Annotated in this window: 12 protein-coding genes; 10 read left to right on the forward strand and 2 right to left on the reverse strand. The window is 36.1% G+C overall.

Features of this window, described 5'->3' with window-relative positions; translation table 11 throughout:
- Positions 1-252: 252 nt before the first annotated feature.
- Together J2S10_RS01015 and J2S10_RS01020 are read left to right on the forward strand one after the other, a co-directional pair.
- Positions 253-1,566: a tyrosine-type recombinase/integrase gene (locus J2S10_RS01015; protein WP_307403766.1), complete on the forward strand. Its 1,314-nt coding sequence runs from the start codon at positions 253-255 to the stop codon at positions 1,564-1,566.
- 301 nt (positions 1,567-1,867) lie between these two features.
- Positions 1,868-2,314, forward strand: coding sequence for a MerR family transcriptional regulator (locus J2S10_RS01020; RefSeq protein ID WP_307403768.1), 447 nt, complete (start codon positions 1,868-1,870; stop codon positions 2,312-2,314).
- Positions 2,315-2,362: 48 nt separating this feature from the next.
- Here the strand turns inward: J2S10_RS01020 and J2S10_RS01025 are convergent, their stop codons facing one another.
- Complete coding sequence (locus J2S10_RS01025; protein WP_307403770.1) at positions 2,363-2,533, reverse strand: hypothetical protein; 171 nt, start codon at positions 2,531-2,533, stop codon at positions 2,363-2,365.
- Positions 2,534-2,748: 215 nt separating this feature from the next.
- Here J2S10_RS01025 and J2S10_RS01030 point away from each other — a divergent pair, with 215 nt between their 5' ends.
- From J2S10_RS01030 to J2S10_RS01040, 3 genes are all read left to right on the forward strand, one after another.
- Complete coding sequence (locus J2S10_RS01030) at positions 2,749-3,126, forward strand: hypothetical protein (RefSeq protein ID WP_307403772.1); 378 nt, start codon at positions 2,749-2,751, stop codon at positions 3,124-3,126.
- 206 nt (positions 3,127-3,332) lie between these two features.
- Positions 3,333-3,869, forward strand: coding sequence for a tyrosine-type recombinase/integrase (locus tag J2S10_RS01035; protein ID WP_307403774.1), 537 nt, complete (start codon positions 3,333-3,335; stop codon positions 3,867-3,869).
- Positions 3,870-3,946: 77 nt separating this feature from the next.
- On the forward strand, positions 3,947-5,776 hold the full coding sequence (locus tag J2S10_RS01040; RefSeq protein ID WP_307403777.1) for a hypothetical protein: 1,830 nt from the start codon (positions 3,947-3,949) through the stop codon (positions 5,774-5,776).
- 117 nt (positions 5,777-5,893) lie between these two features.
- Here J2S10_RS01040 and J2S10_RS01045 read toward each other — a convergent pair whose 3' ends face one another.
- Complete coding sequence (locus J2S10_RS01045) at positions 5,894-6,880, reverse strand: restriction endonuclease PLD domain-containing protein (protein WP_307403779.1); 987 nt, start codon at positions 6,878-6,880, stop codon at positions 5,894-5,896.
- Between the two features lie 166 nt (positions 6,881-7,046).
- Between J2S10_RS01045 and J2S10_RS01050 the strand changes: the two genes are divergently transcribed.
- The 5 genes from J2S10_RS01050 to J2S10_RS01070 all read left to right on the forward strand — a co-directional run bounded on the left by J2S10_RS01050 (position 7,047) and on the right by J2S10_RS01070 (position 15,477).
- The gene (locus J2S10_RS01050; protein ID WP_307403781.1) at positions 7,047-8,234 is read left to right on the forward strand and encodes a DNA cytosine methyltransferase; all 1,188 of its coding nucleotides are present in this window, start codon (positions 7,047-7,049) and stop codon (positions 8,232-8,234) included.
- A 174-nt stretch (positions 8,235-8,408) separates the two neighbouring features.
- Entirely contained in the window at positions 8,409-11,144 is a 2,736-nt protein-coding gene (locus J2S10_RS01055; protein ID WP_307403783.1) for an AlwI family type II restriction endonuclease, read from the forward strand.
- A gap of 131 nt (positions 11,145-11,275) precedes the next feature.
- Positions 11,276-13,846 carry a Z1 domain-containing protein gene (locus J2S10_RS01060; protein WP_307403786.1) on the forward strand — a complete coding sequence of 857 codons (2,571 nt, stop codon included), beginning with the start codon at positions 11,276-11,278 and terminating at the stop codon, positions 13,844-13,846.
- 1 nt (position 13,847) lies between these two features.
- A complete protein-coding gene (locus tag J2S10_RS01065; RefSeq protein ID WP_307403788.1) occupies positions 13,848-14,864 on the forward strand; it encodes a PD-(D/E)XK motif protein in 1,017 nt (338 codons plus the stop codon).
- A 190-nt stretch (positions 14,865-15,054) separates the two neighbouring features.
- Entirely contained in the window at positions 15,055-15,477 is a 423-nt protein-coding gene (locus J2S10_RS01070; protein WP_307403790.1) for a very short patch repair endonuclease, read from the forward strand.
- Positions 15,478-15,512 lie beyond the last annotated feature (35 nt).

Genomic DNA, 15,512 nt, shown 5'->3' on the forward strand with positions numbered 1-15,512 from the left:
TTCACACGGTTAAGTGGCAGATTTTAATTTGGCGGATATGCCAAATTCAAAATGCGACTTAACCAGTGTGAAACGCTGGTCAGGGGACCCGTTTGCGTAATTTTTGTTAACGAAAATGACAGCGGAGTCAGTTATATCAGGGCTGAGATGTATCGAAGCACTGATTAACTGGACGAGCAGGGCATCGAGTTTACAAAAATAGCAAGAATGGGGTTGGTTTTTTCCTTGTCCTAAAAAAGGGAGGTGTTTTATTTGGACAAAAATAAAAATAAAAAAAACAAACCAGAAAAAATGAAAATTGAAAATAAAAAAACAGATTCAAATAAGATGGAACATTCATTGAAACAGATTTGGAATGTATTTAAATTGGCTCAAAAAAAGGGAGTTTCTCCAGGGCAGAGAGTCAATCGAAAAACAGGCGAAAAAGAAGAAAAACGGGTGAATTTTAAAACGATTGAATCTTACGTTGGGATGATGGAATCACTCGGCAGAGATTACAAAGAAAAATACGGCGTTTCCGATTACCGAAAATGGCAGCCAGAGAAAATTGAAGAGTTGATTCGTGATCGATTCGATAATTTCCATAAAGGCAACACAAGTGAAGCTTATAATGTGAATTCTCTTCTTTCCGCTTTAAAATTTTACAACCATGCGGTCGAAAACATTTCGTCTTTGCAAAAAAAACATAGAACTCTCGTGGATACCAATAAAATGAGAAAAGAAAAAAATGAAAAAAACGTGATTCGTTATAGCAAAGCTTCGAAAACATTGCGAGCAACACCTGACCAAAGTGTGCAGGTTCTACAAAACATCGCGCAAGATGGATATAAAGTACCTACCAGAGAAATGGCGTATCATGTCGCAAAAATCGCTCAATTAACAGGTGGCCGCCATACTTCGGTTTTAAATTTGAAAGCAGAAGACATCACGATTGATAAAAAAACGAACAGTGTTTATTTCCATAAAGATAAGGGCGGCTTGAGTAGAAGCGTTAAAGTGGATGAAGATACAGCCGCATATCTTGTTGCACTGAAAGAGGAAAAAGGAACAGAAGAAGGCCGTCTGTTTGTGGCTAAAAGAAAAGATGGCACATTCATGTCTGTAAAAGAAACAAGGAAAGAAATCAGTAGGATAGTCACTGATGCTGGCAAACATTTAACAACAACAAAAATGATCACGATAAAAGATGAAAACGGTGAAAAAAAAGAAGTAGAAATCGAACAAAAATTCAGTATGCACTCCTTCCGAAAATCCTTCGCACTCGAACGTACTCACCAATACATCAAACAATTCACCTCGAAGCATCAAGTAGATAAATATTTCGCCCAATTAATCGAAGAAGAAAAAGCATTTTCAGGAGAACCACGTTTAAAAGAAAAATTAGATACGCTTTATGAACGGATCAACAAAGACCGAGAACATCCGCGGGATATTACATTGGTTGAATATGCGATATTTGCGACCAGTTTGGACCTTGGTCATTTCCGCAATGATGTCATCACTCAATTCTACACAGATTTCAAGGAAGTCCGAAAATATTATGAAGAAGATTACCCTCAGGATTAAAAAAGACGCTTTAGCGTCTTTTTTAAGGCGGATTAATCCTCAGGATGAAAATCCGCTTCGAATTCGTTGTTGGAACAGGCTGAATGAACGATTTTCGAACAGTGGTTTATTAAATAGAGAAAGAAATGTGATAAAACTTTGAACGTATTTAAAAAACGCTGTATTTTAATCAATAATGTGATTATTGATTTGAAGGATATAAAACTCAATAAAGAAAACGGAAAAGTAGTTTCCATTTGTGACTAAATACTTAGAAAAAAAGATTTTATAATTACTGATTTTAAGTAAGGAGGTGGAAATTTTGGATATAAATCAGGAACGGCTATATACACCAAAGGAGGTAGCCGAACATTTAGACATCACTCCCGATCTGCTAAGAAAGTGGGTTGAAGAGTTTAATATTCATACCGAAAAAACGGAAAAAGGGCATCGTCGATATACAAAAGTAAATATCGAATTGTTAATGCAGATCAGGCAGAAGCTTCAAGTCGAAAGTTGGAGCTGGAAGCAGGTAGGTAGATGTCTCAAAGGTGAAAAAGAAGAGTTTATGCAATCAGTAAATACAAACAAAATTGAGGAGCAATTAAACATAATTTTAGCTAAATTAGAGCAACATGAACTATTTAACAGAACCTTGTTGCAACGGTTGGAACAATCCGAAAGGATACATCATGAATTCTTGAATTACGTACGGAAAAATAGGCTTATGTCATTCTTAAATTGGATAAAACGAAAATATAAGTTATAAAATGCTGGTACCATATTATGTAACCAGCATTTTTCTGCTTAGATCTCCCTACCAAAGATGAATCCTGTCGTCCATATTATCCAGTGTTGCGACAAGATTTGTTAAGTCATCCACCAACATTTCTCTCTTGTATAAATCGTCCTCTAAAACCATATTTAAGATTTTCAATACCGATAATTTTATTTTAATTATTTCTTCTTTACGATTTAAATCAATCATTGAACGTCCCTCCTTTTTCAGTATTAGCATTGTACAAATCATGATGTTTTCAATCATTTACAGAAGTAATGAGGTACTATAACAAATTTTAAAAGAATATTTTAGAAATTTATTTATATTAATTGAACATAATTCTTTTACTTTTTTTAAAAGGTCTTTGGATTTAAAAATTCTATGGTATCCTACATGCGATTAAGAATTTGGAGGAATTGCTAATGTACTTTTTAAATGAAGAGCACAAAAAAAATTTTGAAATTTTATTAAGGCTTTATATGTTATCACGCGGTGAAGACAGGCAATATGAGGCAACTATTTATGTAGCGGCAGTTCCATCTGTTTTTTATTTAATAAATAATAAAGAAATTGATACGACTTGCAGTCCATTATACGAGTTAATGAAATGGGACGAAGAAAGAGAAAAATGGAAGTTTGTATCCCCAGGATTAACTGGAGCCACGACTAGGATGTGTGAATTTGCCCTTTCCTTATATAACGGTTACGAAGTAAAACTTGATGATGTTTTTGGAACCGTTGTTTCAAGGGAATTTATTGATGTCTTGCTCCAAGCAATAAAAATTCGTTCAAGATATTAATTAAATGTTTTATAGCTTACAGAATATTTTTAAATTATCAAAGTTACCGACCCAAGGGAGGTAACTTGTTTTCAATAAAGATACAAAAAGGCGATTAAGTAGCCAGGAAAAAGTTTATTTTTCCTAAAGGATTATTAAATTAGTTCCGTAATATAAAAAAAGCAACAAAAATTGAAAAAATGTTTCTAAATGCGGAGGGATAAACAATGGTTTGTGAGCCAATAAAAGACAAAGAAATTGTTAAGGAAATTTTAGAAGCTTTACGTATGCGACGAAATGGATTCAGAGATGCATTATTTTTTGAGTTTTTACTATCTACTGCGCTTAGGGTATCTGATGCATTAAGTATTCCAAAGAAGGATATTGATTTTATTGAAGGGACAGTCAGGGTCCATATAAGCAAAACAAAGGGCTTTAAAATTATTAAACTCAATCCACCTATTCTAAAAGACTTGCATCAATACACTAAAGACATGAGGGATACCGATCTTATTTTCCCTTTCAAAAGACAATGGGCGCATAAAATGATGAAATGGGCATGTGAAATGGTGGGACTTGATAAATCCCGTTACTCAATTCATTCAACCAAGAAAACTGCGGGTTGGTTTTTTTATATTTCTCAATTTGATATTGTTAAAACCATGCATTTTTTAGGACATCGTGATACCAAAGAAACAATGGCTTATCTAATGATTCATGATGAAGAGGTTAACCAGCAGCTAGCTGGAATGAGTTGGAGATAAGAGATAAAAATAAAAAAATGTATTTTTTTAGGAGGTGGTCTTTTTCTGAAAAATTCTTAATTAGGAAGGGGAGTTTTATGTCAAAGGTTTCAGAAGCATTATTATTTTCTAGTGAGTGGGGAATTTCCTTCTTTCGAACACAAAAAGAAATGAAAAATATAGTTCAGGAGGATAAAAGAACCCCTTTTGGAAATAGAACACATTTAAATAATGTCGGTAAAAGTATTTCAGAAATAAAATGGCGGATTAAGCCTAAGCGTTTTAGTTCTCCGAGTACACAAGTAGAATTATATTTTAATTGGTTAAATTTGGTGTCAGATGAACGGACAAGAAGAATAATCGCAGCAAGTTTGATAGATTATTATATTCCTGTTTCAGATGAAGAATATGAAAAACTTAAAAAGAAAAAAGACATCGAATTCAAATATATAAGTACCTTTGCTCTTCATTTTGATTTGAGAAAAATGCCAAAAGAAAGGAATTCTCTTTGCTATGATGCAGAAATGGAAGAAATGACAGACGAACCATTTATAACGTATAAACAATGGGTAGAAGAAGGCACAGAAGAACAAAAATTCTTTGCCTTAACATATGGCAGAATTGAAGAAGTAAAAATTCCTTTGGTGAAAAGAAAATCCATGAGCCATCGTTTTTACACACTTTCAAGAGCAAAAAAATACATATCAAAAGACTTTAGCGATTTACATGATAGTTATTTAAATACCAGCATGACCTATCAGATTCCATCTAAAAAGGATTTCCGTAGATTAGCTGAACGTGTAACTGAATATTGCCTCCTTTTCGCAGAACTTGATTACTACAAAATAGACAAATACAAAGATAAAACACAAAAAGAAATGCTAAAACTGATTTATAAAGAATTGGACAAGCAAGGATTTCCTCATCCAACTGAGGTCATTTTTCCCAGGGGTCTTCATCTGGTTTGGAAAATCAGCCCGATAGCTGCATACCGTTCCTTTGAGTGGGAATTGATGCAAAAGAAAATACACTCAATATTAGAACCATTTGGTGCGGATAAACAAACCGTAACGGATAAAGTAAGGCTACTTCGTATTGTTGGCTCAGTACACAGCAAAACAGGGAAAAAAGTATGGGGACATAGTTTTACAGATGACCGCTATCTGTTTGATGAATTAATCAATACATTCTATCCTGGCGAAGTGGAAAGAGAAAAAGAACGAAGAAGAAAAAACAGAGAAAAATATTTGAAAAAGCAGGAACAAAAGTTTGAAGTGCTAAAAGGAGGATTATCTCAATATTTAAAAGGAGAAAGAAAAGAAAAAAAGGATGAAAACTATACAAGTAATTATGTAGGAAACATTATTCATGAAAAATACAGACGTGATCTGATAAAATTAATTGATTTGCGTCACGGAAAAATGAACGGATACCGTGAATTTTGCTGTTTCTTGATTCGGTATTGGACTCTTTGCATTACAGACGGAAAAAGCGTAAAAGCCATCAATGAAACGGAAAAATTGTATTATTCAATGGAAATAGAAGGTGATTATTCGCTTCAGGATATTATTTCTTATACTTCTTCTGCTGAAAGTGCATTTAAGAAATGGAAAGTAAACTGGACAAAAGGCTATAATTACCGAAATGATACGCTCGTAAATTTTTTGAACATCACAAAAGAAGAACAAAAACAAATGTGGATTCTTATTGATGATGAAGAAACCAAAAGACGTGACGCGGAACGTCATAAAGAAAAAAGAAAAGAAAACGGTGCGGTTGGTCATAATGAAAAACGAGAATTGATTGTAAAAATAATCAAGGAAAACCCATCGTTATCTAATGTACAGATCACCAAACAAGTGACTGAAATCTTAGGGAAATGCAGTAGAAACACTGTTATTGCGGTTAGAAAAGAACTCTACATTTAGGGGTGTTCATTTTCGTCCCCCTATATTATTTATTATAGGTATTAAAGGTAAGGTGAAATGTAATAAAATATAAAAAGTAGCGAATGACTCCTTCTATTAATCATTCGCCTTAAATTATTACCTGGCATCCGCAACGGAGCTAACACCAAAATCCATAAAATACGTTTCTGAGTCCATTTTATAGACTCTCACACTTGTCCTGCCATAGTTGAGGACATCTTGTACATCCACTCTCTCGCCTAAAGGAACACCAAGACGATTTCTGAAATATTTTCCCATGATACTGTTGTTTTCAGTGGTATGAATGGCTTTACGGTTTGCTTGAGCCATTTTGCAGATAAGCTGTTGCCCGTCATCTGTCAGCATGGTAAATGACTGCTCCAATGGAGGGAAGAAGTCAGGGTGCACGTTGTTGAATGGCGTAGGAACTTTTATGTATGCCTGATTTTGCTCACGTCCAGGACGCTGTCCCCAGTTCAACCCTGCTTTTTCTTGTATGGCGGTATCATTTCTAATCAGAAGTGGCAGGTCAACATAACCCAAGTTTTGAAGATCAGGAGTTTCTGTATCTTCACCTTCCAGCCTTAATTGAACGATTTCATTCGTTCGAGGTCTTCTTTGTACGGTAACATGATGGAAACTAATATGGTCTTCCACATCAGCGTCTGTGCATAAAATCGCATCGGTTACATTAAAGACATCATCAACATTATCAAAATAGCAAGGCGCCAATAATTCATTTTGATCCCTAAATCCGTTCCATGAGAAATTGGCGGAGCCGATAAACGTAGTGGAATCATTTAACAGTCTGCCATTTGACCAATGGTAGATTTTAGTATGTACTCCTGGAAGTATTTTATGATAGCTGATAGTAATGTTCGGATTGTCATTCATGATTCGCTTGTACTGTTCATGGTCCCATCGTCTGATGCCGTCTTTTTTAGCCATTCCTATGACAAGTTCAATTTCTAAATCGGGAAACTTTGTCAGAATGTGCGTTAAAAAAGCGGATGAAGCGTATCCTGAAAGGATGCTAAGTGTTCTATACCCTTGTTCATATGGTGCATCAAAAGCGATATGTTCCAAGTCGGCAACGTGATACATAATACTTTCCTCCTGTTTTTTAAATTGTTAAATTAACAATATCAAAAAATGGAAATCACGTCACCAACCACAATTGTGTCTGTTTGATGACACACTTATCGTGTCATTTTTCGACACATTCCTGTATAATAGGGACATGCAGCAAAGAAAATGGAGTTGTCCCAATATGATATTTAAAAAAGGTGAACTGTTCTGCGGCCCTGGAGGCTTGTCTTTAGGAGCAAAACTTGCAGAAGCAGTAAATGAAGACGGAGAAGTGTTTCGCGTTGAACATGAATGGGCAAATGACTATCATGAAGAAACATGCGATACCTTTCGCCTGAATATATGTCCCGATAAACCCGAATCTGTTATTTGCGGAGATGTCCGTAAATTAGATATTAAGAGCTTGCCCCCAATCGACGCCTTCGCATTTGGCTTCCCGTGCAATGATTACAGCATTGTGGGAGAAACCAAAGGGCTGGAAGGCGAATATGGGCCCCTTTATACGTACGGCATTAAGGTATTAAAGCACCATCAGCCGAAATTTTTTATTGCCGAGAATGTAGGAGGGCTTGAAAGCGCAAATGAGGGAAAAGCGTTCATCCAGATCTTAAAGGCTATGGAGGATGCAGGATATAACATTACCCCTCACTTGTATAAATTCGAAGAATATTCATTGCCTCAGGCGCGCCACCGAATCATAATAGTGGGAATTCGGAAAGATTTGGGATGGAAATTCCAGGTGCCCAAGGCTCCCTATAAAAATCAGCCAGAAAAATGGACTTCTGCAAAATCGGTAATTGAAAATCCACCGATTTCAGAGAATGCCCTCAATCATGAATTTACCAACCATGCACAGAAGGTTGTGGATATGCTTACCATCATCAGGCCAGGAGACAATGCATGGGCAGATTACATTCCTGAAGAATTGCGTTTGAAGGTCAAGGGTGCAAAAATGTCCAACATCTACAAAAGGCTTGATCTTAAATCGCCTGCCTATACAGTAACGGGAAGCGGTGGAGGCGGAACTCATATGTACCACTACGCTGAGCCAAGAGCATTGACGAACCGTGAACGGGCAAGGCTTCAAACGTTCCCAGACTGGTATGAATTTGTCGGAAAGAAAGAAAGCGTCCGCCGTCAGATTGGAATGGCTGTTCCTGTTGACGGAGCAAAAATCATCATCCAAGCCATTCTGGATTCTTTTGCAGGCAACGAGTACAAAACAGAGCCTTCCAAATGGGAAGATGAGCTGGCTGAGATGCTGGAGACAGGAAAGAAAGCAAAGAAGAAAAAGCGTACTGGAACAACCAAAAAGAAAAAAGAAGAGGCGCCAGAAAACCAAACAGAGTTAGAGTTGCCCATCCAATAGAGACCCTTGTGGTCTTTTTTTGTTTTGATTAAAGATTTAATTTTGTCAAATTTGATGCAAATTCCCCATATTTTTTTTTTTTTTTTTTTTTTGAAGAAATTTACAATAGGTGCAGGCTAAAACCTTTCAATGTCGAATTTGTTTATAGTGAAAAAAGCGTTGGGAGGGAAAGAAGTGATAAATAACTGGCAGGTTCCACGCAATAAACGAAAGCTTTACCCAGTCGTAGATATTTTATCATTATTTACGCTTCAAAATCTTGGAGAGACTTGGAATCACGATTTGGTAAGACAATTAGATTTTGAATCTGAATTGGAGCGGTTTGGCTTAAAACGTTCTGGAGAAAGACGTGACAGACGTGCTGGGGGAGCAAGAACATACGAATCGTGGTTATATGCTTTAGGACTTATTTATGAGGAAACAAATTCAAAAGTAATACGAACTACACTTGCTGGTGAAGCGTTGCTTGCAGGGGAACCACCTGTGCCTATTCTTGCAAATCAATTATTGAAATTGCAGTATCCATCCCCCTATTCAATTCGAGCGGGTGTAAACATTCATCCTAGGTTTCAAGTGAGACCATTTCGATTTGTATTACAACTCCTTCAAGACTCAAGACTAAGAACTCAAAATGGTAGACCCGAATTAACCAAAGAAGAAATTGGCCTTTTTTGTTTAACAGAAGGGGAAAATGAAACTCGTCATTGCCTTAATCATGTTGTTAATCGCATTTTAGATTACAGAGCTAATGGTGATTATGTAATTCCTTTAGACTTTGGTGAATTATATCCTAGTAGAACAACTGGAATACGTACAAGAAAAAAAACGGTGGAAGCATTAGTCGATACTGCTAACGTTTTTATTAATTTCTTAGAATACTCTCAATTAATAGAACGTGATACACCAGATAGTCCTATATATATCCCTGTTCATAAAACGGAAGAAGTCCAGGGAAGGTTAAATGATAATACCCGTTTAAGAACCATTGATTCTAACAATCTATATGGAATAGAAAATTTCCAGCGGAATTACGGGCTTTCGCCTAATACTGTCAGAGATAATCGTAATTTTGGTGGTCAAGTAATTACGGACCAAATATATCGTTCAAGACGTGTACAAAGTGAATTATTACATTTTGCTTCAATAAGACCAATACCAACCATTTCATCTGATATTATTGATGAAATTTCCCAGATAACAGGGTATACTCCTGAACAAGTTGCGGAAGGTTTGCAGAATTTTAGACCAAATACTTTTACATTATTTGAAAGTAACTATATGAACATGTCATCAAGTGGAACTGAATTTGATACGGAGTTTGAAATAGCCACAATTGAAATATTTAATCAGCTTGGTTTTACTTCTAACCATACTGGATTCCTTCCACTTAATCCTGATGGAGTGGTAATTTCCCCAGAAGATTACAGTGGGATTATTGACACAAAAGCATATAGGAAATATTCAATTACTAACGACCACCGAAATAGAATGTCGGTGAACTATATACCAACATATCAAGCTTCTCATTCAAATCTAAGCTTTTTTCTATATATTGCTCACGGATTTATTTCAAATATTGGTGACCAAATAAGGAGAATTGCAATAGACACGGGTGTCAATGGTGCAGCAATTACAGCGGAAGCAATGGTTCAGCTCTATCGTATAAATCAAATTAATTCAATTTCTCACCAAGATTTATTTCGGATTTTTTCTTCAAACTCCTTAATAACCGTAGATGATATTAATCGTTACCCTTTTAGGGGTCAAAGGCCTGGGGAAGAAGCAAATGTAAAAAGGATATTTAAAATAGGTGAACTCTTCTGTGGCGCAGGAGGATTAGCTTTAGGAGCAAAACTAGCGGAAGCAGTTAGCAATGATGGGGAAAAATTGAAGGTCGAGCATGAATGGGCAAATGACTATGATGAAGATTCATGTGAATCATTTCGTCTAAACATATGCCCTGATAGAGCCGAATCGGTTATATGGAGTGATGTTCGAGATTTAGATGTAACCTATTTGCATAAGATAGATGCATTTGCATTCGGGTTTCCTTGTAATGATTTCAGCAATGCAGGAAAAGCAAATGGAGACGAAGGAAATTTTGAACCTCTTTATACCTACGGAATTAAGGTATTAAAACACCATCAGCCCAAATTTTTTATTGCTGAAAATGTATGCGGTCTTGAACGTGCGAATGGGGGGAGGACATTCATCGAGATTCTTAAGGCGATGGAAGATGCAGGATACAACATTACCCCTCACCTGTACAAGTTTGAAGAATATGGTCTGCCACAAGCGCGTCATCGAATCATTATTGTGGGAATCCGTAAAGATTTGGGATGGAAATTCCAAGTGCCAAAAGCTCCTTTTAAAAATCAGCCAGAAAAATGGACTACGGCAAAAGAGGCAATTGAAAATCCACCGATTCCAGAGAATGCATTCAATCATCAATTTAATATTTTAAGTGAAAAAGTAATAAATATGCTTTCCATCATCCGTCCTGGGGACAATGCATGGGCAGAATACATTCCTGAAGAATTGCGATTGAACGTAAAGGGAGCAAAAATGTCCAACATATATAGAAGACTTGACCCCAATTTGCCTGCCTATACCGTAACAGGAAGCGGCGGAGGTGGAACGCACATGTACCACTACAAGGAGCCAAGGGCATTGACGAACCGTGAAAGGGCAAGGCTTCAAACATTTCCTGACTGGTATGAATTCGTGGGTAAAAAAGAAAGTGTGCGTCGCCAGATCGGAATGGCTGTTCCTGTTGAAGGGGCAAGAATTATCGTGGAAGCAATTTTAAAATCATTTGCAGAAATATCTTATGAAACAGAGCCTTCTAATTTGGAACATAGATTGGTAGAAATGGTTGAACCCATAAAATTAAACTCTAGACATAAATGATCACAAAGGATCTAGGAGGAAAATGAGCTTTATATGGGGGAGATATCGATTAAAGGTCTCTTTCTTTTAGGTATCTGAATTATATGAAATTTCCTTTTAATATATACTAAAAATATACAGGAGGTAGTTGCATGGATAGATTAATAATTGCAATTTCTGTTATTGTTAGACAGTTGCAGCGTGGCATAGGAACTCTTGAAGAACTATTAGACCGATACGTTGACCCAGTTGACGCTGATGCTTTAACTGAAGAGGAAAAGGAAGAAATTGCGCCTCAAATCCTAAGAAAAAGGGAATTTGAAGACGCAAGAAGATTCTCTGAAACAGAAGACCCCGCTTTAATAGTTGACCCTGAGGGACATGAAGAATGGTTTGGGAATTGGTTATTGGAAAATAATTCAGAAACAAAGAGGTACCACTGGAACAGATTGGAGAAGTTTTTGGAGAAAAAATTTACCCAGAAAATGTCCCCTAAACAAGCTGGGGAAATCATTAATTCCATTGATAATGCATCAAATAAAGTGGTTGAAAGGCTTGAAAACCCTACAAGGGCTTCTTTTACCACAAAAGGCTTGGTAATAGGTCACGTGCAAAGCGGAAAGACAGCAAATTTTACAGCAGTTATAGCTAAAGCAGTAGATGCTGGTTACAGATTTATTATCGTTTTTGCAGGGCTACATAACAATTTACGATCTCAAACTCAATTGAGATTAGACAGTGAGCTGACAGGAGAACCATTCACTGAAGATGTTGAGCATGTTGAAATCCCACAACTTGCAAATAGGCAATGGGTACGGCTAACAGATGAAGGGGACTTTACTGATAGAACTACACTTCGTCTCGATACACTTGCCCAGTCAGGTAGACCCATACTGGTTGTTATGAAGAAAAAACCACAAATTATGAGAAAATTATTAAGGTGGATAAAAAAAGCTCCTGAGGAAGTAAGGAGAACTATTCCTCTTTTGGTGATTGATGACGAAGCTGACCAGGCTAGCACTGATACGGGTAGAAATGGGAAAACTTCTCCTACCAATGCTCACATCCGTTTAATTTTACGTTATTTTACTAAGCATGCTTATGTAGGGTATACTGCAACTCCATTTGCTAATCTTTTAATAAACATGAAAACCAATTCAGAAGAATTACGCAGAGATTTGTATCCAAGAAATTTCATTGTTTCATTACCAAGACCTAATGATTACATAGGGGCAGAGCAAATCTTCAGTAAGGGACAAGCTAAATATTTTGTACGTTATGTTCCTGACGTTGAGGTTGCTAATTTTAATGTAAAAAAAGAGAAAGATTCAGAACTTCGAAAATCAATACTTTCATTCTGTTTATCAGCTGCTGCAAGATACCATAGGAATCACAAGCATAAACCTATGACAATGTTAATCCATACTACACACTTGCAAGACGGTCACTCCACCATGAAAGAGATTGTTGAGGATTACAGGCAGGAGTTAATAGATAAGTTAGAAAGTCAAAATCCAGAGACAATTTATTCTGAGTTTGAAAAACTTTGGACTGAAGACTTTGTGCTGACAACTCATCAGCTATATCCTAGTCGAAATATTGATTTTAATGAAATAAAGCCCTTCATATTAGAATTTTTAAATGATTTGGATATTCTTGAATTAAATGCAAGGTCAACTGATGTTCTTGATTACACCCAAAAAACGGATTTAAAAGTCATCGCCATTGGGGGTAATACTTTATCCAGAGGCTTAACTTTAGAGGGGTTAATGACCAGTTATTTCATTAGAAAGAGCAACGCATATGATACGCTACTCCAAATGGGCAGATGGTTTGGCTATCGGGAAGGTTATGAGGACCTTACAAGAGTCTATACGAGTAAAAAACTAGCAGGTTATTTTGAAGACCTAGCCATTGTGGAGCAAGAGATTAGAGAAGAACTATACCGTTATGATGAGGATGGCGTAACACCTGCTCAAGTTGCAGTGAAAATTCGCGCACATAAAGAAATGAAAATAACAGCTCCAAATAAAATGGGTGCTGCCAAAACTGTCGAGCCAACATATAGCGGTAAATTAGCACAAACAATTTGGTTGCCTTTAGATAATCCAGAAATCTTAAGATATAATTTAGCTGTGGCTGAAGAATTTATTGCGGAAATATCATCAGCAGAAACATGGATTCAGGAAAAGGGGAATCACTTAGTTTATGGTATTCATGTCAATAAAATCATAAGGGTATTGGAAAGTTTTGACTTTACTAACCAATCAGGTTTTGATACAGATGCTATTATTTCCTATATTAGAAGAGTTTCAACTGAGTTCCAGCAAAAAGAGTTAACAATTTGGAACGTGGGTATTCCTGGAAAACAGAATGAGGAGCCCTTAGGAAATAATAAAATATCTTTTAATAATATTGAAATGATTCCAGTGACTCGTTCTAAAAGAAAAGGTGAATCCAAAGTTGGGGTACTGACAGGTGACGAGGATTTGTTCATGGATAATTATGATGGGTCAGACCCTCATAAACGCGATAATCCTTTGCTGTTAATATATAGAATCTGGAAAAATTCTGTGCCAGAAAGGAATAAGTTAGGAAGACTGGAATCATTATTTAACGAATCACAAGAAAAAGAGGATGTAATAGGCTTAAGCATAGTTTTTCCTAAGAGCAGAAATCAGCCAGAAGATTACGTTGCTCAACCTGTCGAAAGTAGAGGATAAGATGTATTATACTAATTTAACTTCAACAGTATGGGAAGAATTAGCCCAAAAATCTGCCGCTAATCCAAATATGGTTGTATGTATGCAGATGCTATCAATAACAGGAGAAGACACACCATTTTTTTGTGTTTTTGTGTCATCTGATAATAGCCTGCATTTTTTGTGTGAATTCAATAAGGAAAATAATAACTTTGAGATTGCAAACCCAAATGTGGCAGGGCTTGAATTGAAAGTTATTAAAAACCATTTTATATTGGATCGTGAACGGCAAAATTATTATGATTTAAGGTGTACTGGGGACCATCACACGGAAGAATTCACCAATATGATTAAGGAAATATGCGGTTTAGTATTCAATGAGAAATATAGTATACCAAAAGCCATTGTTACGGTTATTAGGAGGAGTACAAGTTTTTGGGGCAGACCCAAAAACATTATTCTTAATGAAGAATTTCAACGAGGATTATTTGGGGAATTATATGTCCTAAACGAATTAATAATATTAGGTATGGAAGAAGCGGTCCATTACTGGACAGGTCCCCTTCAAAATAAACATGATTTCCAATTCAGGGAATTTTCCCTTGAGGTGAAAACCACGCTTGCATCTAGGCACAAACACATAATAAATGGGTTAGAACAACTAGAACAAGATGAAAATGGAAAGGACTTGCTAATTGTTTCCCTTAAAATAAAAAACTCGGAAGATGGTAAAAGCATTTTTTATTTTGTCCATCAAATAAGGCAGGAAATGAACCAAAGACCAGATTTAATTGAAGAGTTTAACACTTTGTTAGCGTCGCTTGGTTATAACGACAATCATGAGGATTATTATAGTTGTTATATTTTAGAGGAGCATGCAGTTTTTCCTGTAAATGAAAGTTTTCCAACCTTAACAAATAAAAGTTTAAATGAGCCTGTTCCTACGAGAATATCTAAGATTAATTACATATTAGATATGGAAGGGTTATATAGTTTTAAATTGAAAGACAAAAATTTTGAGGAATATTACATGAGATAACTTCTTTAGGACATTAGCCTATTTTGTTTAAACCAGCTCTAAGGAGTTGGTTTTTTTACGTTTTAAACGGAAACAATGAAATTTATTAGACTGTATGGTATAAAATATGAAAATTCAATCATTAAATACAAAAAAAGGATTAAAAATTAAATCATTTGTCTATTTTACTGATAGATGAGGGGTGGTCAAATTGGCAGATAAAATTACAAAAGAACAAAGATCCTCCAACATGAAAGCCATAAAATCTATATCCAAGCTTGAGAACAGGGTATCAAAAGCTTTATGGGAAAAGGGAATCCGATTTCGGAAGAACAGCAAATTGTTCGGGAAGCCCGACATCTCGATCCAAAAATATAAAATTGTGATCTTTATTGACTCATGCTTTTGGCATGTATGCCCCCTCCATTCTAACATGCCAAAGTCCAATCAGGACTATTGGATAAAGAAGCTGAATCGAAACCAGGAGCGGGACAAGGAAGTAAACGAATATTACTATGAGAAGGGCTGGCATCTCTTGAGGGTGTGGGAGCATGAGCTGAAGGAGGACTTTAGCGGAATGGTTGATAAATTAGAGCAGTTCATAAATCAAATCAAACATATGTCAATAATTTGACAGTTTCATGAGTTGGTAGGCTTTTTCGAAATTGT

Source organism: Neobacillus ginsengisoli (assembly GCF_030813055.1).

Bases quoted from the DNA above. Each gene is read 5' to 3' on its own strand.
- J2S10_RS01035 (WP_307403774.1), top strand. From the start codon at position 3,333: ATGGTTTGTGAGCCAATAAAAGACAAAGAAATTGTTAAGGAAATTTTA.
- J2S10_RS01030 (WP_307403772.1), top strand. From the start codon at position 2,749: ATGTACTTTTTAAATGAAGAGCACAAAAAAAATTTTGAAATTTTATTA.
- J2S10_RS01060 (WP_307403786.1), top strand. From the start codon at position 11,276: ATGGATAGATTAATAATTGCAATTTCTGTTATTGTTAGACAGTTGCAG.
- J2S10_RS01025 (WP_307403770.1), bottom strand. From the start codon at position 2,533: ATGATTGATTTAAATCGTAAAGAAGAAATAATTAAAATAAAATTATCG.
- J2S10_RS01065 (WP_307403788.1), top strand. From the start codon at position 13,848: ATGTATTATACTAATTTAACTTCAACAGTATGGGAAGAATTAGCCCAA.
- J2S10_RS01045 (WP_307403779.1), bottom strand. From the start codon at position 6,880: ATGTATCACGTTGCCGACTTGGAACATATCGCTTTTGATGCACCATAT.
- J2S10_RS01040 (WP_307403777.1), top strand. From the start codon at position 3,947: ATGTCAAAGGTTTCAGAAGCATTATTATTTTCTAGTGAGTGGGGAATT.
- J2S10_RS01050 (WP_307403781.1), top strand. From the start codon at position 7,047: ATGATATTTAAAAAAGGTGAACTGTTCTGCGGCCCTGGAGGCTTGTCT.